Genomic DNA, 22481 nt, shown 5'->3' on the forward strand with positions numbered 1-22481 from the left:
CTCACAGTTCCGGTGCAGAACGTGCAGAGGATTTTGGCGCAGACGTATCACTTGCCAGTTCTGCCAGCTTTTCCAGTGTGGAAGGGCGATGGTCTGCACTCAGTTCCTCGGCTTCCGCAACTTTATCCATGACTGCATCGTAGTCCTGCAGTAGCCGCCGGCCCTTTTCCATGTGGTGTGCTTCCAGAATCTGCTCACGGGCTTCCTGAATGGTCAGTTCCGGGGCACCCAGCTGCCCACCGTCCATTACGGAATAATCACTGTGGTAAATAGTGTAGTCCCAGCCGTCCTCACAGGACTGGATAGCAAGATAGCCCTTGCCGCCCAGTTCCCATGCAGCCTGCTCGTCCTGTGTCTGAATTTCCGGGTAGAAGTCGGCATGGTTTCGTTCCATGACCTCGGCAAACTGGCAGATGTGGAACACATTGCCCAGACCGCCCATGTCAAAGTGGTAATCATCCAGATGTTCCAGCCGTGCCGTAAAGCTGCGCCCATCCGGGTAATCCACCTGTACAACTCCGCCATCGGGAATGCGGTAGAGGTCGTCATAGTGGCTGTTGATGAGACGAATATCCTTCGGCAGCGTTTCAGGCTCCCAGATGCGCCGTCTGCCGATACCAGCTTGCGGGATGTTTTCGAGGATCTTTACGCTTTCCTGTTGGATGGCCTTGCGGTCATCGTCCGAAAGTTCAAACAGATACCAGTTCCGGGCAGCAGGAATGGCGTTCCTGCCATCGGGCGGCAGGTTCTTTTCCGAGATCTGCCCGCTTTCCAGCGGCTCACCAGTTACCTTGTTATAAGTGGCAAAGCCGACCCCTGCACCGTTTTCCCGGAGATGCAGATAGCGTTCATCGTTGATAAGGTAGACCGCTTCTTTTATCTGCTCCATCAGCACCCACCTTCAAATTCCAGAGAAAACCTGCTGCGCCCATCGGGTTCGGTGCCCAGCAGCACGGTGGCATTGTAGGTCTTGCCCTTGGCACTCTTGCAGTCCTTCAGGCGGACCCGACCATCCCGCAGCAGCTTGTCCGCCACGTGAGCGTCCAGCCGCTTGCCCAGACGCTTGAAGAACGCATTGTCCTTCCACAGCACGAAACGGCACTCCCGGTTCTCGCAGAACCAGCCCTTTTCACGCTCCACAACATTTGCACCACAATTCGGGCAGACACCAATGATCTTGCTTTTCATAAGTGCATTCGCTCCTTTTTTCATTTCCGTGTTCTTTACCAGTTCGGTAATCATCGTATTGATCTCGGTCATAAATTCGCTCGGCTCCATTTCGCCACGCTCGATTTGTAGCAGCTTTGCTTCCCAATCAGCGGTCATTTCCGGGGATTGAATTTCTTCGGGCATCACGGTAATCAATGCCTTGCCCTTGTCGGTGGGCAGCAGCACCTTGGCTTTCTTGTTGCCCTTGCGTTCCAGAAAGCCCTTCTGCACCAGCTTTTCAATAGTTGCGGCGCGGGTGGCCGGGGTGCCGATGCCCTGACGTTCCACGCCCTCCGGCATACTGTCTGCACTGGCGGTTTCCATCGCATGAAGTAGAAGGTCCTCGGTAAAATGCTTTGGCGGGGTCGTTTGCCCCTCTTTCAGTTCGGCACCGGCAACGCTGCACTGGCTCTGCTCTTGCGCATCGGGCAGAACAACTGCTTCCTTTTGCTTGCCCAGAAGTTCCCCCAGCATTTTTCGTTCCATGGCTTTCCATCCGTCGGACAGCACCAACTTGCCTTTTGCGGAGAATTCCTCTCCGGCGCAGAGGGTGGTCAAGGTGGTTTCTGCATAGCGGTGCAGCTCACCCACAGCGCAGAGCAGCCGTGCGGCAATCAACCGCAGGATATTCCGCTCCCCGGCAGGGAGGGCAGCAAGGTCTGCGTTTGCCATGCTTTTCGTGGGCAGCAGTGCATGGTGGTCGGTGACTTTGCTGCCATTGATGACCTGCTGCACATGGATGGAAATCGGCTCCTCCACGGCAAACGCCTTGCCCGTGGCCGTCACCAGTCCCGGAAGGGATGCCGCCATATCCTCCGTCAAAAACCGGCTGTCCGTGCGGGGGTAGGTGATGAGCCGTTTTTCGTAAAGACTTTGGGCATAATCCAAGGTCTGCTGTGCCGTAAATCCCAGCAGACGGTTGGCATCCCGCTGCAATGCAGTAAGGTCATAGAGCTGCGGCGGGCTTTCGGATTTTTCCTTGCGCTCCATCTTCTGCACCGTGACACGCCCCTCCTTTCGGCATTTGGAAAGCAGTAGTTCGGCATCTGCTTTCTGTGCAAACCGTTTGCTGGATGCTGTGCAGCCGCTGGTCAGTTCCAGATTCACCGTGTAGAATTTCTCCGGTACAAAGGCAGCGATGGCAGCTTCCCGGACAACCGTCATGGCAAGTACCGGGGTCATAACACGCCCCACCGCCAGCGGTTGACCGTACAGGCACGAAAAAAGCCGGGACGCATTGATGCCGACCATCCAGTCGGCACGTTCCCGGCAGAGTGCTGCGTTGTACAGCGCATCGTATTCAGTTGACGGTTTCAGGTGGGCGAACCCTTCTCGGATGGCATTTTCCTCCATGCTGGACAGCCACAGGCGGGAAAAGGGCTTTTTGCACCCAGCCTGCTGGTACACCAAGCGGAAGATCAGTTCTCCCTCACGTCCGGAATCGCAACTGTTCACAATGCTGTCTACGTCCGGGCGGTGCATGAGTTTTTGCAGGATGCCAAACTGCTTTTTGGTGGACGCAGACACCAGATACTGCCACTTTTGCGGCAGGATGGGCAGGTCTGCGATGCTCCACTTGACATACTTGGCATCGTAGACATTGGGCGGAGCCAGCTCCACCAGATGACCAACGCACCAGCTGACAAGATAGCCGTTGCCCTCAAGGTAGCCGTCCTGCCGGTTGGTCGCACCGAGAACTTTTGCATAGGACATGGACACCGAGGGCTTTTCCGCCACGACTAATTTTGCGATAAAAATCACTCCAATCTGTTTCTGATTGCAATATGTACGGCGGCAAAATGCCGCCTTAAAATCAGATGGGTTCGGTATCTTCCTCACCGGGTTCCTCCGGCTCGTCCTCGGTGGGAATCTCGAAGTCGCCCTTGTCCTCGGTGTAGTTTGCATCGGGGTCGAGGGCTTCTTTTTCGGCCTGCTTTTTCTGCTTCTGCTTTGCGAAAGCGTAGAAAATGCCGCCTGCCGCCAGTGCAATCAGCACGACTACGCCCAGAAAGCCGGATGCAATCTTTGTGACCTTGTTTTCCTTGGGCTGTTCCTCGCCGGATGCCGCCGCTTCTTCTGCGGCTTTCTTGGCTTCTTCCTCGGCTTTCAGCTTGTCCTGTTCTGCTGCTTCCTTTTCAGCGGTATAAGCATCCGCATCTTCTTCCTCCATCAGCGCCAAAAGGTCGGCTTCGTCCACAAGGTTCATAAAGTGAACGGTCTGCTGCCCCTTGGCGTTGCGGTCGATGACCAGATAGAAGGTGGCACCCGACTTCGACACCAGCGTAATAAACTGCTGTCCGCTGCCATCGGAATAGTCGGTGTGGTAATCGTCCACCAGCGTCAGATTGCCCTCCGGGGTCAGGGCACCAGAGGTTTCGTCCGTGACGGTTACAACATCTTCCTCCACCACTTCCGGCAGAACAGGCTGCTCCACGGGGGCGGCTTCGCCCTCAAAGGCAAAAGCGGGAGCTGCCATGCCAGCGCACAGTGCCGCCGATACCAACAGCGCACCCAGTTTCTTAATCTTCATCTGCATCGACCTCCTTCTCGAAAGTTGCACCCACGGCAGACAGCGCAGCCGGGTTCGGGGTGGCGGTTGCCGACTGCCGCAGCAGGGCGGCGAGCTGTTCCGGGGTCACATTCGCCGTGCGTACCATGCTGCTGACCTCAGCGGCTTCTTCCTCCTGAATCCGACGCTCCAAAACCGCAATGCGGTTATTCAGCTTGATGCGGCGCTCCTGCTCTTTCTTGAGCGTTGCCCGCAACTTATCCAGTTTTTCGCTCATAAAACTCCTCCAATCATTTTGAAAGCCGTCCGAACCCGGCGAGATGCTTCTCCCAGTAGGACGAGTGAATGTTTGCGTACTTGATGGGGTCGCCAGCGGACACCATCATGCCGTTGCCAAGGTAGATGCCCACATGACTTTTTCCGGGGGTATCATACGTTCCCTCGAAGAAAACAAGATCACCGGGCTTTGCTTCGGCTTCGGAAATGTGCTGGCTTTTCTGCCAAAGACCGTTGGCTGTGGTGCGCCCTACATCATAGCCGTTCTGGTTGTACACCCAGCAAACGTAGCCGGAGCAATCGAACCCGGTTTCCGGGGTAGAACCGCCCCACACATAGGGCGTGCCCACATACTTTTGGGCTTCCTTGTAGATGGCGGCAAATTCCTCGTCCGTCAGGGCTTCTGCTGGAACCTGATAGTCGATGCCCGGTGTGCCGGAGCCATCGGAGCCACCGGGCGGCAAGCCGCCGTTGAACAGATAAGGTCTGCCGCCCAACGTATCCTGAAAGATCTCATAGCGTTTCCACTGGTCGTTGTCCAGTTCCTCCCGGATAACGACCTCCAGCCCTTTATTCACCAATTTGGTGTGAAAAATTCGATACTCATAGGGCACTTGCACGGTGTAGGGGATGCCAGTAAAAATGTCGATCATCACTACCGTGCGGTATCGGGTCTGGACTTCTACCCATGCGGTCAGCTTGTATTGCTTTTTGAAGGTCTCCTTCAACTTGCCCTGCACCTCTGACCGGGTGTAATCGTCATAGAGAGTCGTGAGAAAAGAGGTCAACTGCCATGGGTCATGCTCGATGGGGTCAAGGTGGTACTGGTACTCGTTGTAGCCGGGGTGGTCGGTAGGAGTGCGCTTGATCTTTTTATCCAGTTCCTTTTCCAGCTTCTTGTAGTCGGTTTCGGCTCCCCGGATGTCCCGGTCCTCTGCGGTGTAAATGGTCTGACCGGATACCTGCGTGGTGCCGGAAAACAGAATGGAACAGGACGAAAATGCCGACATGACCAGCAGCAGGAGCAAAAGAAAAACGCCCACGATCACCAAAACGTGTGCGTTGCTCTTTGCAAAATTGGCAATGCCGTTGACGGCAGTGCTGACAGCCGACTTGCCCTTATCAATGACCTGCTCTACACCGGACTTAGTGGCAGATGCACCGCTGGATGTGATCTTTTGCCCGCCAGCGGTCTGTGCTGCGGTGCCGCCCGACCGGGCAGCAGCATAGTAGCTTTTGCGAACGTCCTGTTTCTGCCGCCACCGGGAAAGCCAATTGGAACCACCCTCGCCGCTGTCACTATGAATGACGTTGGCCTCTCCTGCATTTTGTACCTTGTCCGGCTCATGGGCAGAAGATTTTGTAGCTCTGAGCTTCTTTTTTGCTTGGAGCTTGGCTTTCTTCTTGAGCTTACGAGAATAGCGACTTTTGGAAAAATCCGCAGCAGATTCTTCTGTTTTCAGTCCCTCGTTGAGAGCCTGCGTGCCGACATTATCATCCTCATACTGGTCAACTTCCCGGTGAGCCGCAGACCGGGCAATGGCCGAAGCGTACATCTCTCGTTTCTGGGCTTTTGTCATGCGGGATGCTTCGTCCGGAGTGATCTCGGCTTTGCCAAAGCGTAGATGTTGTGCTTTTTCGGCAGCTTTGTCGGCATCCAGTTTCAGTTTCTTTCGGGGCTGGGTCTGCTCCATCTTTTCCTTTTTCGGAGGGGAGCGTGTTGCAGTGCGCTCCTTGTCCTCCTCAAATTTCAGTTTCGGCTGTTTCTTATTCATGTTTTGCCTCCACAACTTCCGACAGGCGGGTGGTCAGGATGCGGTACAGCTCAAGGTCTTTCGGAAAATGATCCACAAAAGGAAGAATGACATTGCCAAAAAACAGCAGCCCTTCGCCCTCGCCGGAGTGGGTCACATAGGAAAGCTGATGGGGCGAAATATTAAGCTGTTTCGCAAGAATCTGCCGGTCGCCGTTGGCCTGATTCAGCATATACACAAAGTCCGAGTTCTCGAAAATGTTCGATACTTCGGGGCTTGTCAGCAAATCTTTGACGTTCTGCGTTAGGGCTGTCGGGATGCCGCCCCACTTACGGAAACGTTTCCAGATCTCCACGGAATAGGCGGCTGTCTGCTCGTCTTTCAGCAAAAGGTGGAACTCATCGGCGTAGTATCGGGTCGATTTGCCAACGGAGCGATTGGCAGTCACACGGCCCCAGACCTGATCCTGCACGATGAGCATACCGAGTTTCTTCAACTGCTTGCCAAGCTGCTTGATGTCAAAACAGACGATACGGTTATTGATATCCACATTAGTATGGTGGTTAAAAATGTTCAGACTGCCCTTGACATAGATTTCCAACGCCGCCGCCACATGACGCGCTTCCGGTTCGTCTTGCGTCAGCAGTGCATTGTAGAGGTCTTCCAGCATCGGCACGGTTTCGGGACAGGGGTGCTCAAAGTAAGGAGCATAGATTTTGTGGACGCAGCGGTCAATGACCGTTTTCTCCACAGGCTTCAACCCCTCTTTGCCGCCGACTACAAGTTCGCAAAGGGAAAGAATAAAATCGGCTTTCAAAGCCAGCGGATTATCTTCCTCGGAATAGTTTGTGTTGATGTCCATGGGGTTGATATACTGGGTGCTGGAAGGGCTGATATGGATGACCTGCCCATGCAGACGTTCCACCAGTGGAGCATACTCCGACTCAGGATCGCACACAAGAATATCGTCATCCGTGACGAGAAAAGCATTGCAAATTTCTCGCTTTGCGCTGAACGACTTGCCAGAGCCGGGAGTGCCCAGAATCAGACCGTTGGGGTTTTTCAGCTTTTTACGGTCCACCATAATCAGGTTATTGGACAAGGCGTTCAAACCGTAGTACAGGCTTTCCTTACCGTTGTCGAACAGCTCCTGCGTAGTAAACGGCACAAAAATTGCCGTGCTGCTGGTGGTCAGTCCCCGCTGAATTTCGATCTGACAGTCTGCCAGCGGCAGGCTGCTCATCAGCCCCTGCTCCTGCTGAAAATCCAGCCGGCACAGTTCGCAGTTGTGCTTCTGGGCAATGCTGACCGCCTGAAACACGTTGGTTTCCAGTTCCTGCTCGGTCTTGCCGGTGTTCAGCACCAGAAACGTGACGAGGAACATCCGCTCGTTCTGACTCTGCAATTCTTTCAGCAGGGCTTTTGCATCCCGCCCATAAGTCGCCAAATCGGATGGCAACACGTCCATGTCGTATCCGGCGCGGACGGCTTTTTTCTGTTCCTCAATCTTTGATCTATCGAGTTCGGTAATCGTGTGCTTGATGGTTTTGATGGCCTTGTTCTGGTCAACGGACTGGATGTGCATGGTAACGATCTGGCTGGAATCCATGTCCAGAAAATCCTTCAAGAGCTGGTCGCTGAGGTCGGATGCCGTGATGGACAGGAAGCTGACCGCCCCGAAGATGCCGCCCATCTGAAAGGTCCGGCTGTTCTTAAATGCCAGCGCAGTGGGTGCAATGGCATCCTTTACGGACAGACCACTGGGCACAAGGTCTTTCCAGTTGAAGTGGAACTTGTTGGCACCGTCCATGTTCAGCATCCCGTGCATCAGTTTCAGACGCTCCGTACCGTCCAGCGGCTTTGCCAGAACGCCCAGTCTGTGGAAATTGTTCATCAGGTCGTTCTGGATGTGCTCCAACCGGGGTTTGACCTGCGCCATGCTGTCACCCTCGATGCCGTAGGTCAGGAATTTTGTCTTTGTCAGGCCGTTGTTGCCCTTGGAAAGCTGCTGCCGCAGCATCTGGCTGTACTCGGCACGAACATCGTCAAAACCATCCTGCTGATACGGGATACGGATGGACTTTTCAAAGTCTGCACTGTCCGTAGCAGTGTTCACAAAGGACAGTTCAAAGTGGATGGAGCTGTCGAAAAAGTTGAGAAAACTGCACCATTCCTCAAAGATGGCGGTCTTGTCCTCCTGCTGCGCCAACTGATAGTTGATATCCTGATACTGGATGGTGCGGGTGTAGTAGCCGGGGCGGACACGGCAGGTGCCGTCCTCAAACATCCGCTGAAACGGGATGCTCTCCTGTGCCGTGCGGGGCACTGTGGACTTGGGCGGCTTTTTGCCGTCCTTATTCTTTTTCAGAAACGGAATCACGGGTGTCATCTCCCTTCATAAGCAGTGCATAGTAGTTGCGGGTCTTGTACGGACGCACCTTCGGGCGAACAAAACGTGCCTGAAGGTAGTACCGCAGAATCTTTTCGGCGGGCTGTCCGTTTTTCTGGTACATCGCCAGAAAGAACATGGGCAACATGACCGCCATCATGCCGAGGGTAGCGCCGGAATTGCCTGCGGTGTCCCGCAGAACAAAGAACAGCGGCACGCCCACGACTGCCGCTGCACCAAAACAGATAAGCTGCCGGGCGGTCAGATTAAAGGCTACTTTGGACTTCACCTTGCTGAAATCGCGCGGCACGGAAATATACGCTGCCAAAAAAACACCTCCAATCAGTGGGCACCCAGTATGCTCTTGGCCACAGAACTGGTCTTGAACAAACTGAAACAAAGAAGAACCGTATAGCCGACAATGCTCCAAATGGAGTTGATGGCATCCCCGGATATGGCGACGTTCTGAAGCAAAACTGCGTAGATCGCCACGCAGATCAAAATCAGGAAGCCCTGAAATCCCAGCGCAAACAGCGAGCGAAGATAATTCTGTCCCACATGGGATTGCTCATGGTTGCCCCATGTTGCCATCGGGATGGGAGCCAGACTGACGGCCATATAGATTTCAATCATTCTTCCGTAGACGATGACGAAAATCACAATGGACAGGATGCGCATGGTAATGCCGATGAAGAAGGACTGCAAGAACAGCCCGAACAGTGGGCCTACGTCCATCTGCATCATGCTGGATTGCAGCATGGAAAGCCCGATGTCGTTGACCCTTGTGTTGCCGGAAATAATGCCGCTGGAATTTGCCACCACCTGCTGCGTCACATCGAACACCGCCATGATGATGTCGAAGGTGTTGGAGATCATCCAGACCGAAATGGCAGTTTTGAAGATCCATTTCATCAGCAGCGCAGGTTCAAATTGTGCCATATTGTTGTGTTCAGTAATCATCTGAATCAATTCATAACAAGCAATGAAGGTCAAAATCACGCCTGCGATGGGCAGCACCACATTACGGGATAGTGCCTCGATCATAGCGAAAACGCGCGGTTCAAAACTGGATGGTTTGGTGCCGACCTGCTGTGCGATGTTGCCCACTTGGGTGTTGACGTCATCGAACAGGCCGGAAAGATTGGACATGATCGCAGCTGTCAGCAGTGACTTGATCCAATCGGAGATTGCTTTGAGAACGGTTTCCACTCAGCGCCACCACCTTAAAAGAAATGGTTGATGAGGGTCTTGAGCAGGTTGAGAACAAAGATGAGGTTCGTCAAAAAATTCATAGAAACATCTCCTTTTTGATAGAACGTATGGCTTGAAAATTCGCTCCACAAGTACAAAAACCGTTAGCCACGGTGAGTTGGAGCAATATGTATGGGCGGCAGATGCCGCCCGCAGTTTTTAGCCGAACAGACCGCTCAGCAGGGGGATCAGGGTAATGCCGATCAGGGCGACACCACCGCCAGCCATGAGCTGCTTCATACCCTGACTCTTTGCGGAGGGATTATCGCCGCCGTAGCCTTCCATGAGGTTGACAGCACCCCACACGCCCAGACCGGCACCCAGAGCAACGACCAGAGTCTTCAGAACGTCCACTGCACTATTGAAAAATTCCATATTTCGTCTCCTTTGTTTGGCAAAAAGTGACCCTGCGCACACCCGAAACCTACTTGTGAACTGCCGTAAACTGCGGCAAGGGCTGATTTTCTGGTGCGCCTTTTGGGTCAGGATAAAAAATAACCGCTCGTCTTTGTCAGGCGGGCGGGAGTGAATCAACATCCACGAGGACGAACTGGTCGTCCGGGCGGATTTTTTCTTTATGGCTCAGATATTTTTCAATATCCAGAGCATTTTTGGGGTCAGCATCCGATGTCATTTTGTAGTTCGGATGTTGGGTCAGATCGTATTTATCCGACAGAAAGGGTCTTACACCGCGCAGCTGCAAGATGCACTTGCCGCCATCCAGCACCGCCAGCTCATCCCGGCTCATAAGTTCATGACCGAGTTTTTGATAGTTGGTGCCATAGCTTGGGCTATTGCCACGGGTATCGGAATTGTTGTAGCTGTCGATGGTTTCCTTGCCGAGTGCTTCGGCAAGATCTTTAAGGGTAGTAGGCTCGCTGCCACCCAGAAATATCTGGCTGTCCATGTTGCCCACGATGGTATCCGCATTATCCTTGTAGATGGCTTTCAACTGGCTTCTGGTTTGCAGCACAAGGCAGGCCGAAATCTCGCGGCTTCGGATGGTTGCCACCAGTTTTTCCAGCTGCGGAATCTGGCCAATATTGGCACACTCGTCGATCAGGCAGCGCACATGGACAGGCAGCTTTCCGCCGTACACATCATCTGCCTTGTCACAGAGCAAATTGAAAAGCTGGGAGTAGATCATGCTGATAAGGAAATTGAACGTGCTGTCCGTATCCGACATGATAAGGAATAAGGCTGTTTTTCGGTCGCCCAGCTTATCCAGCTCCAGCTCATCGTACATGGTCGCATCCCGGATTTCTTGGATGTCAAAGGGCGAAAGGCGGGCACCGCAGGAAATCAGGATGGATTTTGCGGTCTTGCCAGAGACGAAAAGTCAAGGACTTTTTCATCAAATTCAAAAAGAAGTCACATTTTGCGGACTTCCTCACGGAGCAGACGCTTGATTTTGTCCTCCATCGTCTCCTTGGCGGTCTCGCTGAAATGGACACGGACGATATAGGTGGTCTTGCCAATCTGCTTTCTGACAGTCGGGCAAGTGGCGGTGTTGGTTGCGGTATTGTTCATTCAAAATCCTCCTGTAAATGAAAAATGCCCGGTGACTGTTCATCATCGGGCGGTGTCGGTATGAGGGAACAAGGCAAGGCGGCAACATTAAGGTATCTATAAAAACCTTGCCGTCTTTGCCACGCTTGCCGTGTTCCTGTTGTCAGTCTCGGAGATAGCAGACCCATACTGTGCCGTCTTTCTCGGTCACAAGTCTGTCCCCGATACGGCTCTTTGCCGTTCTCATGGTGCGTGAGGAAATCCCACGCTCATTGACTGCCTTTTCCAGCTCTGCGCTCGGCATACGCTTTCCGTTTGCAAGCAGTTCCAGAATGAGCATTTGCGCCTGTGCGGTCTTGCTCTCGGTCTTGGCGGTGTCTGTCCCGGCAAGAAGCTCGTCAGCGGTAATGTCATAAGCCCCTATCCACTCAAAACCTTTCTCATCTCCCAGAGAAAAGGCAAGGGACTGTCCGGGCGGCGCAAGGGAGCTTTTCTCATGGATAAGCACCCTCGTTGTGGGGCTGTCCTTCAGCTTGCCGATAAAAAGCAGACTGCGGACTGCCGCCGTAATGTCGATAGACCCCAATCCCCGGTAGGTGCTTTGCGTTCCTGCGGCTTTGTTCAGGTGTCCAATCAGCACGATAGCGCACCCGGTAGCCTGTGCAATGTCTCCCAGACTGCGGAATATCGGGCGCACCTCGTTTGCTCTGTTCATGTCCACATCTGCGCCCAGAAACGCCTGTACCGGGTCAATGATAACAAGCCTTGCGTTGTTCTCACGGATTGCCCTTGCTATGCGCTCATCGGCAAGGGTCAGCGGCGTGTCCCTATCGTCAATGACAAGCACTCTTTCAAGGTCTGCTTCCGCTTCCATCAGCCGGGGCTTAACGGTATCGCCCAGACCGTCCTCGGCGGTTTGATAGATGATATTAAAAGGCTCAAGGGTCTCCATACCGGGTAAAGGCTTTCGGTTGGTGCAAGCCGCCGCAAGACGCATGGCAAAGTAGGTCTTGCCCTCGCCGGGGTTGCCCTGTATGATGGTCAGCTTTCCAAAGGGAATATACGGAAACCATAACCAATCCACGCTCGTCAGCTCCACATCTGCCATACGGAGCATGGGGACAGGCTGGGCAGTGGGCAGCTCTCGCAGCGTGATTGTTTCCGCTATAAATTTGCGGCTCGGAATGTCCCCTTGCTGACGGAGAACATCGTTCCAGTCTTTCCTTGCCGGGACAAGGCGAATGACGGCGATCTCGCTGGGAATGGACTGTGCCAGTCGGGTACAGGCTTCGCTTCCTGCGGTATCGCTGTCAAGGCAGAGGAATACTTTTTGGGTGTCCTTGCGTTCAGAAAGAAAACGGTCAAGGGCTTTTCCCGAAACGCCGCCCAGGGCAAGATAGCTCCTTGTCTGCCAGTCCTGCGGATAAAGGCAGATGAACGATAACAGGTCAATCGGCGCTTCAAAGACAAAGAGCTGATTGCCATTACCCTCGTGTCGGAACGGATAGGATTTGTCAGACCCGGCAATGTCCTGTCTGAATGGGTCTGCCGTTCCTCGCACATGGGCGTATCTCGGCGTACCGCTTCGGTCTCTGCCGACAAACACAACATTGTGCCGCTTTGAGTCCTCGTAAATATCCCCGGAAAGAAGAAAAACCTCAACAAGCGTTTTGTTGAGACCTCGGCTTTCTGTGAGATATTGGATTGCTCTGTCGGCTGTCCTGTTGTGCAAGGGCAAGTGAAACGCTGTGGGCGGTGCTGTGCTGGCTTCGCTCTGTCCCTCACCGCTTTCGCCGGTTAAGAGCTGGACAGCTTCGGGAAAGGACTTGCCGTAAAACTCCATGACAAAATCAATGGGATAGCCGCCCTTGCTCTGGCTATGGCGAAACCACTTGTTTCCCCGGACGGTCAGGCTGTCATGTTCTTTCCAGCGGTATTCCCGTCCGCTTTTGATAAGCGTCTCTCCCTGTGTGCGGAGAAAATCTTCCAGACTGACGGCGTTTGCCCGATCAATCTGCGCTTGGGTGTAATTCATCGTGATAGTTCCTCCTTTTTCTGTCGTGTTTGGGGTCGATTTTGGAGCTTTTGTTCCTCTGTGCGCTCGTTAAATCGGGCGGCAGTATCTACACATGACTTGACCTTCCAAAGGCGGTGTAAATCGTCTCTGACAGTCTTAAACTCGCCGTAGGTGGTGTTGTGCGCCAGTTCCAGCTCGTCATACTCTTCGGTCAGCTTTTTCATATCCACCTTGCCGTCCGGGAACTCTCCGGTCAGCTTGCGTCTGGCGGCGTAGAACTGTTTCAGTTCCGCTTCATGCTCTGCCTTGTACTTGGCTCTGGGCTTCTCAAACTTGATTTTCTGCAAGCCGTCATAGACAGGCTTCAAGCTCTGGAAAGCAGCGGAGCTGTCATAGAGCTGCTTAATTGCTTTCATTCGGGCGGTCTGTTCGTCCAGCGTTTTCTTCAAGCTCTCTGTGGCAGCACTGTGTTCGCTGACACGGCTTTCCAAATCTTCAAGGGAGTAAATGCCGTTTGCCCGGAGATAATTGAAAGTCTCGTTCATCTCCTTTAGATTGCTGACCTTGCCTTTCTGCGAATACGCCCCGGCTCTGCGCTGGGTGTAATAGGCGTTCAGCAGAGAAACAAGGTCGGGGGCCTGCGGCTTGGCAAGCTCTGCTTTTGCTTCGGCAATCCAATCGAACAGGAGAGCGATTTTCTTCTTGATGTCCCGGATAACGGCATTGGTTGCCTTGATCCAGCGGTTGAAATCGCCCTTTTCGGTGCGTATGCCTTTCTTCTCCATTGCCCGGACGGTTGCGCCCTCGTGGACGGTGGGAAGAAGCTCCACGCCCTGACGCTCATAGCTTCGGTGGTCGATACGAACGTCAAGCCCCTTTTCCGCAAACTTGGCGTTGCATAGCTCCGCCCATGTCTGCCGCCAGTATTCCAGCGTTTCGGGACTGCCCCAGTCGGTAGTGGGAACGGCGTTGAACACAAACTTTCCGTCTGCGTCCCGGATACGGTTGCCGTCCTCGTCCAGCTCATACACCCGGCGTTGCTTTAGTCCCCATTTGCCGTTCTGCTCGATGGGGCGGATGGGGCAAAGCACATGAAAATGCGGGTTTGGTATGCCGCCGTCCTCCCGGTCTGGCTGGTGTACGGCGAAGTCAACCACCATGCCACGGCTCACAAAGTTCTCCAACAAAAATTGCCTTGCAAGAGCGATGTTTTCCTCAAGGGAAAATTCATTCTGCAAGGCAATGTCAAAGCTGTATGCAAGCTGGGCGTTCTTTCCACGCTCGGCTTTTTCCACGGCGTTCCATAGGGTCTGGCGGTCTGCGTATTCTGGCGGTGCATGGGACGGCAGGAGAATGTCGGAGCAGATCACGCCGCCCTTGCGGGTGTAGTCGCTGTATTCGCCGTAATACTCGCTATACAATCGCTCCCCGGCACGGTAGGCGGCAGAAGCAATAGCGGACTGTCCTGCGCTTCGCTTAGTCTGCGTGACGCTCAGATGAAATAGTGCCATCGGCTTTCAACTCCTTTTCTCTGTTCGCTTGACTGATATGGGTAATCGCCATGTGACGGACGGCTCGCTGGACTTCGGACAGGGAAAAGATGTGTTCCATCAGCTCTGTCATTTCGGTGCGTGTGAGATCTTTGACCTCCGGGGCAAGGCTCTCAATCGTGCCGCCAGATTGCAAAGGCGGTGGGTGCGCTTGGTGCGTTCGCCTTTCTCCAGATACTTCTTTCTGTTCTCCAGACGCTCCAGCTTGTGCTGTTCCTGTGCAAGCTGCGTCTCAGCTCGTTCCTTTTCGGCTCGGAGCTGGTCGAGGGTTTTCGGTTTTGTCATTGGGATTGACCTCCTTTTTTGATTTTGGGGATAAAAAAAGACCGTCAACTTTTCGCAGATTGCGACCAGTCAACGGTCAGTTTTTCGGTATTCAGTTGTTGTGTTCAGTTCGGTAAATTGAAGTTGGTCAAAGTTGTTGGCGAAGATATTCCACAACATTTCCATTCGTATCATAGAAACAGATGTTTCCTACATTGAGGGGCAGGACAATGGCGAAAGGCTTGCCACTATCAATATCAATCACCTGAATGCCGTTGCCATCATCTACTTCAAGTCGAACAATATTTTGGGTATTCATTGAGATAAATGCCCTTTCGTTATTTCCCTCAACAACAAACTCTGCAATGTAATCATCAACCTCAACTATATCTCCACCACCACGGAAGAAATATCCAAAAGACAAGCCAGGGCGATTTACATAGACAGAAAAAGTGTGGTCTGTCTTGTCCTGTGGGTAAGAAATAAATGCAGCCATTGTGTCGGAAATGCTTCCATCAACAATCCAATCATCCAAAATTTTTTGAGATTGGCGAATGTCTGCTTCTAAACTGTTTGCGGTTTTACCAATGTCATTGTTTGCATAAAGGAAACCGAAAACCAACACACAAGCCAAAATAACACCCAAGAGGATTATGGGTAATTTCTTTTTCATAGAATCACACTCCTTTATCAAATTAAGATTCTTGATTTTCAAACTTGCTGGCGGCGAACGGTTTGTCAAAACCGTTTGCGGACGGCAAGTCCACAGGGGATAGCCGCTTTAGCGGCGCAAGGGGGTGTAGCCACCTTGACGGAACGAAGTGACGAAACATTCTCGGTCGTGCAGTTTTCTTCTGCTGACCGGGAATGAAGCTCCGCAGGACGCACTACTCTCGACAGAGAGTATAGAAGTGCGCCCTTAGAGTTCTAAGGGTATTTTTAGATAATTGGGAATGTTTCTTTGTCAAACTGCGTAACATTGAACACGATACGCCACTCGACATCATCACCAACCGGTTCAAAGTGCAGAGCAGAACAAGCAGCATGAAGTTTTTCTTGTGAATTTGTTCCATATATAACTGCTGTCGGACCATCTGCACCACCAATAACACCAACAACAAAACAGGAACTACTGCCAACTGGACGGAACGAATGATCGTCTGGTGTAACTTCTATCGGTCTATCGCCTTCATCACAGTCAAAAACCGAAATGTTCTCCATCGGTTCAGGGGTAAGTGTATAACTCATGGCAATATAATGTGTCGGATAAATCCAGCGATCAGAACCAAAACTATTTTGAGGAACTGTCTGCTGTTCTATTTCCTGCACGGTCAGTGTATGGGTTATTCCGCTAACAGGATGGGAAAACATAAATGAATCTCCGGGTGCGTGAACTTTGAAATGTGAGCCTGGAACTTGTCCTGGTTGCTGCTCCATTGTAAGAAAAAGTTTATTGATTTCAGGGTGATGCTTGGTTCCCCAAGGAAATACGTCTCTGCATATGACCCAGCCATAAGTACTATCCAGCCCATAATGGTCGATTGCCCATTTTGCTTCCAACTCATTGATAACGCCATCTGGCAGACAAGGATTAAAGCTCACAGCGCAGCCATGGGTTGTCTGTAATATTTTCTCGTTTAACTTCAAGCAAGGTTTGAAGTTAAAACAAAGTGGGTTTTCCCATTCCATCTGCATCTGTTGCTCACGGGTAAAATTTTCACATGAGTCATTTTCCCAGTCCAGATTCCATTTTTTCATGAAGTCACGGATGCTTTCTGAATCAACTCGCATACAAAAATCAACGACAAGTCCTTTGCTACATGAATAAGCTGCCGGAATTACCCAATGATATCCAGCCCAATCGAATTGTTTATCCAGCTTGATCTCTTTTCCGGCACGGTCTTTACCTCGATGTCCCCAGAAATCTCCATCAAAGTAGACCTTCCATTCAGGGGCAACCAATTCTGCCTCTGAAGTCATATCATTATCGTAATAATCTTCTGTGTATTTAATCTGACTGTAATCAAAGGAAGATTGCAGGTTTTTGATATATGTCCACGGTTGTTCCATCGGCAACAAATTCATCTTCTCTGAAATTTCCGATAAAGTTTGCTGTTGTTCCTGGGTTGTAGGGTTTTCATTGAGAAAGGCTTCAAACTGTGCTTCGTTCCACATCCACGCTTGTTCCACTGCCGCCACATCACCACAAGCCAGTATAAGCCGCAGAAAGTCGGTAAAATTTTCAGCTACTGGATGAACATAATCAGGAGAAGTATTCATGGGGCTGACAGAGAAAACCATCTCTCCAAATCCACGAATGAAACAGAAGTGGATACCATCTATCCCTGCCCATCCAAAAACCGATGCCCCTTTTGGGGTACAAAAATAATTTGTATTATCCTCACGGAGTTCAACTCCCACAGGACTTAAATCGACACCCCGCTGTAAAAACTTTTTCAAAATTCTATTCATTAAGCATCCCCCCATAAAATTAGTGCTATCACGCTCTTTATTGTAGTAAATTTTATCACAAGAGTGTGAATAAATCTACTGGCGAATGCTGAAACCGCCCGAACAGTTTCTTTCTGCTCAGGCGGCTTTCTTCATCTATTTTTCTTTCTTCTGCTGCACTTGTTCATGGGCTTCCTGCTGAACATCAGCCCAGCGGAAAAGCCATACTTGAAGTGACTTTCACTTTCTTCACATTGGGCGATTGCTGTCTGCGCCCGGAGTTCCTGCACCAGCTCATAGTCCTCTTTGCTGAGCCGCTGGGACAACTGCTCCATGAGCTTTTCACAGGCTATGACTGCCTTTCGGTATTCCGGTGATGTAGGTACAACTGTCTCGCAGGGATAAAACTCCCCATTATACATGGCTTCCAAAATCATAGCTTTACCTCTCTCAACAGTAGATTAGTTCCGTCTTGATGATTTCCTCTGCCCGGCAGCGGATGGAGTTCATTGACTGCACCCATAACATCTGATTTTCCGCTTTCATGGCTTCGGTCACGCCCTCGGCTTTCATCATCTGCCGGATAATCAAGTCCAGCCTGTCTGCCGCCTGCTCGTTCAGATCGGCAACGACGGTGTGGAGCCTGCCGGACAAAATTAGCTCGTTGTAAAGCATGGGACGGTGCAATTTCAGATAGGACTGGTGCAAGCGTCCCCAATGCCCAATAGGTCGGCGTTCCTCCGGCAGCTTCAAGTCCGGCACATAGTAGTCGCCCACCAACACATAGTCCATACCGTTCTCATGGATTCTCGGTTTCAACTCTTTCATAAAATCACGCTCCCTTTCTCGGTCCCAGCTGCGGCAAACTGCTCACCGGGATAAATACCCCTCTGGCAATATCCTCGGTGCGGATTGCCTGTTTTCTGGCTTCAATCTCCGCTTTTTTCTTGGCTTTCGTGCGCTCCTCATACTCTTTCTGTTTACCATTGGCTTTCCGCTTCAAGTAGTTCTGGTGGAGCCTGTCCTTGCGTTCCTCACGCTTGCGGATTTCCTCTAATTCCTCCGGGGTAAGCTCCACTTCGCCAAACGCAGGGGGAACGAAACGACCCACGAAATTGAAGTAAATCTCGACCTCCTGTGTGGTCTGAATACTGCCCTTGCGGTCACGCTCATGCACAAGGATTTTCTCAATAAACTCATTGAGCATGGCAATCGTCAGCTTGTCGAAGTTCTCATACTTGTCAATCAGAGCGATAAAACGGTCAGCGTCCTTTTCGTGCTTCTCGTAGCTCTTGATAGCCTTTTCCAGAACAGAGATTTCAGCGGTAAGCTCGGTCTGCTCCTTTTCATATTGAGCGTCCAGAGTGGCATATCTGCTGTCAGACAGCTTTCCTAAAATGTTGTCCTCATAGATTTTGCAGAGCAGGACTTCCAGCTCGGAAACTCTCTGCTTTGCGGTGGCAAGGCGTGTCCGCTGTTTCTTGACCTCTGCCGTCTGCTGGCTGGACTGCGCTTCCTGCACCACTCGGACAAACTCGGCTCTGTCATGCTTCGCATACTCGGCAATAGCTTTGAGCATTTCGGAAACAAGGGACAGTACCACATCTTCATTGATACGGTGCTGTGTCGTGCAGAGCTTTCCAACTGGGACTTTGCTGTATTGGGAACAGGTATATTGAGAAATACGCTTGCCGTTGTTGGTACGGTGGACATACATCTTGCCGCCGCAATCGGCACAATAAAGCAAGCCTGTGAGGGGAGCTGCTTCGCCCCAGCCGTCCGGGTAGCGTCTGACATTCCCACGGATTTTCTGCACAAGGTCAAAGGTCTGCTGGTCAATGATAGCTTCATGGGTATTCTCGAAAATTGTCCATTCGTCCTCCGGGACATAATGGCTTTTCTTGTCCTTGAAGTGCTTTCGGGTCTTGAAGTTGATGGTGTGTCCCAGATATTCACGCTTTTCAAGAATGTTGCAGATGGTGGAAGAACCCCAGCCGTACACATCTTTGAAGGTCTTATTTTTGTTCACGCCCTCGCCGTGCCGGGCAAGGTAAGCGGACGGAATGAGGACTTTTTCTTCTTTCAGCTTGCTGGCGATCTGATACGGACCGTAGCCGTCAATCGTCATGGCAAAGATGCGCTTGACCACCTCGGCGGCTTCGGGGTCAACCAACCATTGGTCTCTGGCTTCGTTCCAAAGATAGCCGTAAATGACCGTGCCTGTGAGGTGCTTGCCGGACTTGCCTTTGGACTGGAAAGTGGAACGGATTTTACGGCTGGTGTCTCTGGCGTAGTATTCGTTCATAATGTTGCGGAAAGGGGTAAAATCATCGTCCCCTCTGGCACTGTCCACGCCGTCATTGATGGCGATAAGGCGAACGCCACGCTGACGCAGGATTTCCATAATCTGACCGACTTTCAGATAGTCACGACCCATGCGGCTCATGTCCTTGATGCACAAATACTCCACATTCCCGGCTTCCACTTCTTTCATCATTGCTAAAAATCCGGGACGGTCAAAGCAAGTACCACTAATGCCATCGTCCGTGAAATGGACAATGTTTGTAAAGCCCTGCCGTGCGGCGAACTCCTCCAACATTGCCTTTTGATTGGATATGGAATTGCTCTCACGCTGTTGGTCATCATCTTTGCCAAAGTCATCACGGCTCAGTCGTTCGTACAGAGCTGTGATTTTCTCATTTTTTCTCATAACTTGCGCTCCTTTCTTCGGTTTTAGGTTGTGTGTTCTAAGAGACTTCCCAACCGCTTGATTAAGAAGTCTTTTAGAGCATACAACACCGGCAGCCAATTTATAGAGCTTGTACTGCCGCCCTGCAAAGCTGTTCGGCTTCTTTTTTACCAAATCTTCAAAGAGCAAATCAACCGGATTCTGATAATCCTCGTCGTCCTCGGACACCTGCATGGTGTTGAGCATTTCCAGCAGCGTAGCAAAATTCTGCTCCTCAGCTGGGGCTTCGTAGTGCAGATAGGCAATCAGCGATGTCAGTAAAAGCCGCTCTGCTTTGTCCCAGAATGGATCGCCGCCCTGACCTTCACCTTTGGTGTTGGTCATAAGGGTCGTGACCAGCTTCAAAATATCCTTTTCCTCGTGGATATATGCGAACGGATTGTAGCGCATGGACTTGTGAAAATTTATGGTGTTCATCGTCCTGATCTTATATCCGTTCTTCAGCAGGGCAAGTCCACATTCTTGAATGAGACCGCCTTTGGGGTCAGTTACCACGAATGAAACCGGATGGCTTTTTGACGTGCATTGAAGCAAATTCGGCTTAATAAAATACCTTGTTTTGCCGCTGCCGGAACCGCCCACCACCAGCACGTTTTTATTCCGGGCATTTTTGGGGTCAGGTGGTCGGTTGCTCATCATCAGGCGTTCTGTTTTAGTCAGAATGATGTTATCCTCAAACTTCGGAGCCATGAACGGCGCAATATCTGCCGGAGTACCCCACCGGGCAGAGCCGTACTCCATACCGTGCCGGTACTTTTTAGCGTTTTTGCTTTTTAGATAGACCGCCAGCCGCAGTCCGGTACCGCAGCAGATGCCCACCAGAATATCCAGTGGGTGCAGACTGGGCAGAGGGTTTGCAAATGCAGCCGGGAGCGTATCTATGAGTGACACGATTCTATCGCCCAGCTCCTTACCCTCGGCCAGCCGCCATGCCTCGCCAAAATTGGTCGCAGCCAGCCCAATCACCAGATAAGGCAGGTACAGGGCCAGCAGCTTGGTGAACTTTTTCTTGTTCATAAGCCACGTTCCTCCTCTTTGTGCCGTACTTTGTCGGGGAGGTTGGCAATGACCTGTGCCAGATCGTGCAGCTTGGCCAGCACAGAGGGACGCTCGGCCTTGTTCAATACTGCTGCAGAATACTCCTTGAACGCAGCGTTCAGAACGTCTGCATCCTGTGCCTTGAAGAAAATCAGAAACCGAGGTGGTGTGCAGGACAGGTCTTTTTGGATTGCATAGTCGATGTGATACCGCTTAGCGTAGCGGTCAAAATCCTTGATGCCAGTCTTTTCGATCTCCAGATTGGTCACACCCCGGTTCTGCCGTATGAGCCGCTTCATGGACTGCTTGCCCTGCGACGCACTCTTGTCGTACTGGCGCAGAAAGAACTGCGCCCCTCTCAAAAGTGTACGGGCAGATAGCTTTGCAGTCGAGATGGCGAAGTTGACCGTTTTATGCTCGATTTCTTCCTGCATTTCCATCACCTCCAGTGCAGAAAGTCGTGTTTAGCGGTCAAATCCGGCATCCTTCGGCAGGGTGGTTTTGCTTTCTTCCGGGCAAACTGCTTCATCGGGCACACGAACAACCATCATCCGATGCCCCAGCCGGATAAAATCTTCCGGCTGATGGAAAAGCCGCTCGTACTTCTGCGCCATCTCCGGGGTCAGGGATGCAAAATCCTCCTCGCCCAGCCCCACCACCAGAAAGGTTCCGGCAACGGCATCGTACATCTGCCCGTCCTCGTCCCGCAGGGCACGGTTCAACGGCAGTCCCATCAGCTTACCATCATCGTTGTAGATGATGGCGACCGGGTCATCGGCAAAGGGGTAGCTTGCGCCGATGGAGCCGCCCACCGCCTGCTGCAAGGCTTTCAGGTCAGGATCGATCTCGACCTGCTTCGGGTACTGTCCCGGTGCGATCTCCAGCACCGTCAGGGTGTTCTTTTCCTGTTCCATGCTTATCCTCCTCAAATTTGATGGTGATTTCCTGTCCGGCGCGCGCCGCATTCATCAGGGCTGCGATAAAGAACCCACAGAGCGCACCGGCTTCATAGATCAGAAAGTCTTTCACGAACTCCATTACGCAACCTCCGAAAGCGCAACACCAACATGGCGCATCTCAGCATCGTCATAGAAAAACAGATGCTCCCGAATAAAATCTTCCACATCGACCTTTTCATATCGGCTCGGAAGCATAAGACAACGCTCATTTTCCCTGCGGCAAAGAAATGCCGTGCCGGTCAGGATTTTTCTTCCGCTTGCGGCGAGAATCTGCTCTGGCTGGTAGCGAATCTGAAAATCCGTATGCGGAACATCAAAGACTTCGTAAGTCCCCTCAAAGTAAGGAAACTTCTTTTGAAGGGATTCATCAAACGGCACACACTGAACACCTTTTTCGGCACTGATAAGGGCAACTTCCGGCCCAACCTCGAAATGGTGCTTCAGTTCCTTGAGACACTCCTCGATAATCTCATCGTGCGACAAGCCCGGATACATTGCAACAAACCTCGCTTTCTGGGTTTTCCGCTGTTCTCTTTTTTCTCTGGTTGACATAAAA

20 protein-coding genes and 4 pseudogenes are annotated in these 22481 nt (G+C 51.8%); all 24 read right to left on the minus strand.

The annotated features are described in order from the left end of the window. Position 1: 1 nt before the first annotated feature. Positions 2-889, minus strand: a complete 888-nt coding sequence (locus tag ACNSPV_RS08800; protein WP_348583373.1) for an LPD16 domain-containing protein — start codon at positions 887-889, stop codon at positions 2-4. After that, on the minus strand, positions 889-2922 hold the full coding sequence (locus ACNSPV_RS08805; RefSeq protein WP_418268304.1) for a DNA topoisomerase 3: 2034 nt from the start codon (positions 2920-2922) through the stop codon (positions 889-891). The genes ACNSPV_RS08800 and ACNSPV_RS08805 overlap by 1 nt, the downstream gene beginning before the upstream one ends. A gap of 100 nt (positions 2923-3022) precedes the next feature. Next, entirely contained in the window at positions 3023-3745 is a 723-nt protein-coding gene (locus tag ACNSPV_RS08810; RefSeq protein WP_227619712.1) for a DUF4366 domain-containing protein, read from the minus strand. Continuing rightward, positions 3729-3995 (minus strand): DUF4315 family protein, encoded by a 267-nt coding sequence (locus tag ACNSPV_RS08815; RefSeq protein WP_112122164.1) that lies wholly within the window; start codon positions 3993-3995, stop codon positions 3729-3731. Before ACNSPV_RS08815 ends, ACNSPV_RS08810 begins: the two co-directional genes overlap by 17 nt. Positions 3996-4008: 13 nt before the next feature. Then, entirely contained in the window at positions 4009-5769 is a 1761-nt protein-coding gene (locus tag ACNSPV_RS08820; RefSeq protein ID WP_348583686.1) for a C40 family peptidase, read from the minus strand. Then, entirely contained in the window at positions 5762-8137 is a 2376-nt protein-coding gene (locus ACNSPV_RS08825; protein WP_317333703.1) for a VirB4-like conjugal transfer ATPase, CD1110 family, read from the minus strand. Before ACNSPV_RS08825 ends, ACNSPV_RS08820 begins: the two co-directional genes overlap by 8 nt. Beyond that, positions 8103-8465, minus strand: a complete 363-nt coding sequence (locus tag ACNSPV_RS08830) for a PrgI family protein (RefSeq protein WP_154266063.1) — start codon at positions 8463-8465, stop codon at positions 8103-8105. The genes ACNSPV_RS08825 and ACNSPV_RS08830 overlap by 35 nt, the downstream gene beginning before the upstream one ends. A 14-nt stretch (positions 8466-8479) precedes the next feature. After that, on the minus strand, positions 8480-9346 hold the full coding sequence (locus ACNSPV_RS08835) for a VirB6/TrbL-like conjugal transfer protein, CD1112 family (RefSeq protein ID WP_298637805.1): 867 nt from the start codon (positions 9344-9346) through the stop codon (positions 8480-8482). Positions 9347-9547: 201 nt separating this feature from the next. After that, positions 9548-9763 carry a Maff2 family mobile element protein gene (locus ACNSPV_RS08840; RefSeq protein WP_015565185.1) on the minus strand — a complete coding sequence of 72 codons (216 nt, stop codon included), beginning with the start codon at positions 9761-9763 and terminating at the stop codon, positions 9548-9550. Positions 9764-9899: 136 nt separating this feature from the next. Then, positions 9900-10718, minus strand: a pseudogene (locus ACNSPV_RS08845) (VirD4-like conjugal transfer protein, CD1115 family); the annotation flags it as partial. Between the two features lie 41 nt (positions 10719-10759). Further along, positions 10760-10918: a transposon-encoded TnpW family protein gene (locus ACNSPV_RS08850; RefSeq protein WP_015524582.1), complete on the minus strand. Its 159-nt coding sequence runs from the start codon at positions 10916-10918 to the stop codon at positions 10760-10762. Between the two features lie 142 nt (positions 10919-11060). Next, positions 11061-12932: an AAA family ATPase gene (locus ACNSPV_RS08855; RefSeq protein ID WP_348583685.1), complete on the minus strand. Its 1872-nt coding sequence runs from the start codon at positions 12930-12932 to the stop codon at positions 11061-11063. Next, on the minus strand, positions 12929-14425 hold the full coding sequence (gene mobQ / locus ACNSPV_RS08860; protein ID WP_348583684.1) for a MobQ family relaxase: 1497 nt from the start codon (positions 14423-14425) through the stop codon (positions 12929-12931). The genes ACNSPV_RS08855 and mobQ overlap by 4 nt, the downstream gene beginning before the upstream one ends. A gap of 118 nt (positions 14426-14543) precedes the next feature. After that, positions 14544-14749: pseudogene (locus ACNSPV_RS08865) on the minus strand (DUF3847 domain-containing protein); the annotation flags it as partial. 127 nt (positions 14750-14876) lie between these two features. Further along, positions 14877-15401 (minus strand): hypothetical protein, encoded by a 525-nt coding sequence (locus ACNSPV_RS08870; RefSeq protein WP_015516227.1) that lies wholly within the window; start codon positions 15399-15401, stop codon positions 14877-14879. 266 nt (positions 15402-15667) lie between these two features. Then, positions 15668-17200, minus strand: a complete 1533-nt coding sequence (locus ACNSPV_RS08875) for a hypothetical protein (protein WP_015573038.1) — start codon at positions 17198-17200, stop codon at positions 15668-15670. Positions 17201-17335: 135 nt separating this feature from the next. Then, positions 17336-17616: pseudogene (locus ACNSPV_RS08880) on the minus strand (DUF6809 family protein). A 13-nt stretch (positions 17617-17629) separates the two neighbouring features. Beyond that, positions 17630-18007 (minus strand): TnpV protein, encoded by a 378-nt coding sequence (locus ACNSPV_RS08885; protein ID WP_005944774.1) that lies wholly within the window; start codon positions 18005-18007, stop codon positions 17630-17632. Between the two features lie 4 nt (positions 18008-18011). Then, positions 18012-19889 carry a recombinase family protein gene (locus ACNSPV_RS08890; protein WP_243086041.1) on the minus strand — a complete coding sequence of 626 codons (1878 nt, stop codon included), beginning with the start codon at positions 19887-19889 and terminating at the stop codon, positions 18012-18014. A gap of 195 nt (positions 19890-20084) precedes the next feature. Beyond that, positions 20085-20945 (minus strand): annotated as a pseudogene (locus ACNSPV_RS08895) (type IV secretory system conjugative DNA transfer family protein); the annotation flags it as partial. Further along, on the minus strand, positions 20942-21400 hold the full coding sequence (locus ACNSPV_RS08900) for a PcfB family protein (RefSeq protein ID WP_154266061.1): 459 nt from the start codon (positions 21398-21400) through the stop codon (positions 20942-20944). The pseudogene ACNSPV_RS08895 and the gene ACNSPV_RS08900, both read right to left, overlap by 4 nt. Before the next feature lie 30 nt (positions 21401-21430). Further along, positions 21431-21880, minus strand: coding sequence for a DUF3846 domain-containing protein (locus ACNSPV_RS08905; RefSeq protein ID WP_154266145.1), 450 nt, complete (start codon positions 21878-21880; stop codon positions 21431-21433). Continuing rightward, positions 21801-22004 (minus strand): hypothetical protein, encoded by a 204-nt coding sequence (locus tag ACNSPV_RS08910; protein ID WP_173016332.1) that lies wholly within the window; start codon positions 22002-22004, stop codon positions 21801-21803. Before ACNSPV_RS08910 ends, ACNSPV_RS08905 begins: the two co-directional genes overlap by 80 nt. Continuing rightward, positions 22004-22477 (minus strand): hypothetical protein, encoded by a 474-nt coding sequence (locus ACNSPV_RS08915; RefSeq protein WP_097793388.1) that lies wholly within the window; start codon positions 22475-22477, stop codon positions 22004-22006. Before ACNSPV_RS08915 ends, ACNSPV_RS08910 begins: the two co-directional genes overlap by 1 nt. Positions 22478-22481: the final 4 nt, after the last annotated feature.

This window comes from Faecalibacterium sp. 3, from assembly GCF_048323735.1.
Taxonomy (GTDB): Bacteria; Bacillota; Clostridia; order Oscillospirales; family Ruminococcaceae; genus Faecalibacterium; species Faecalibacterium wellingii.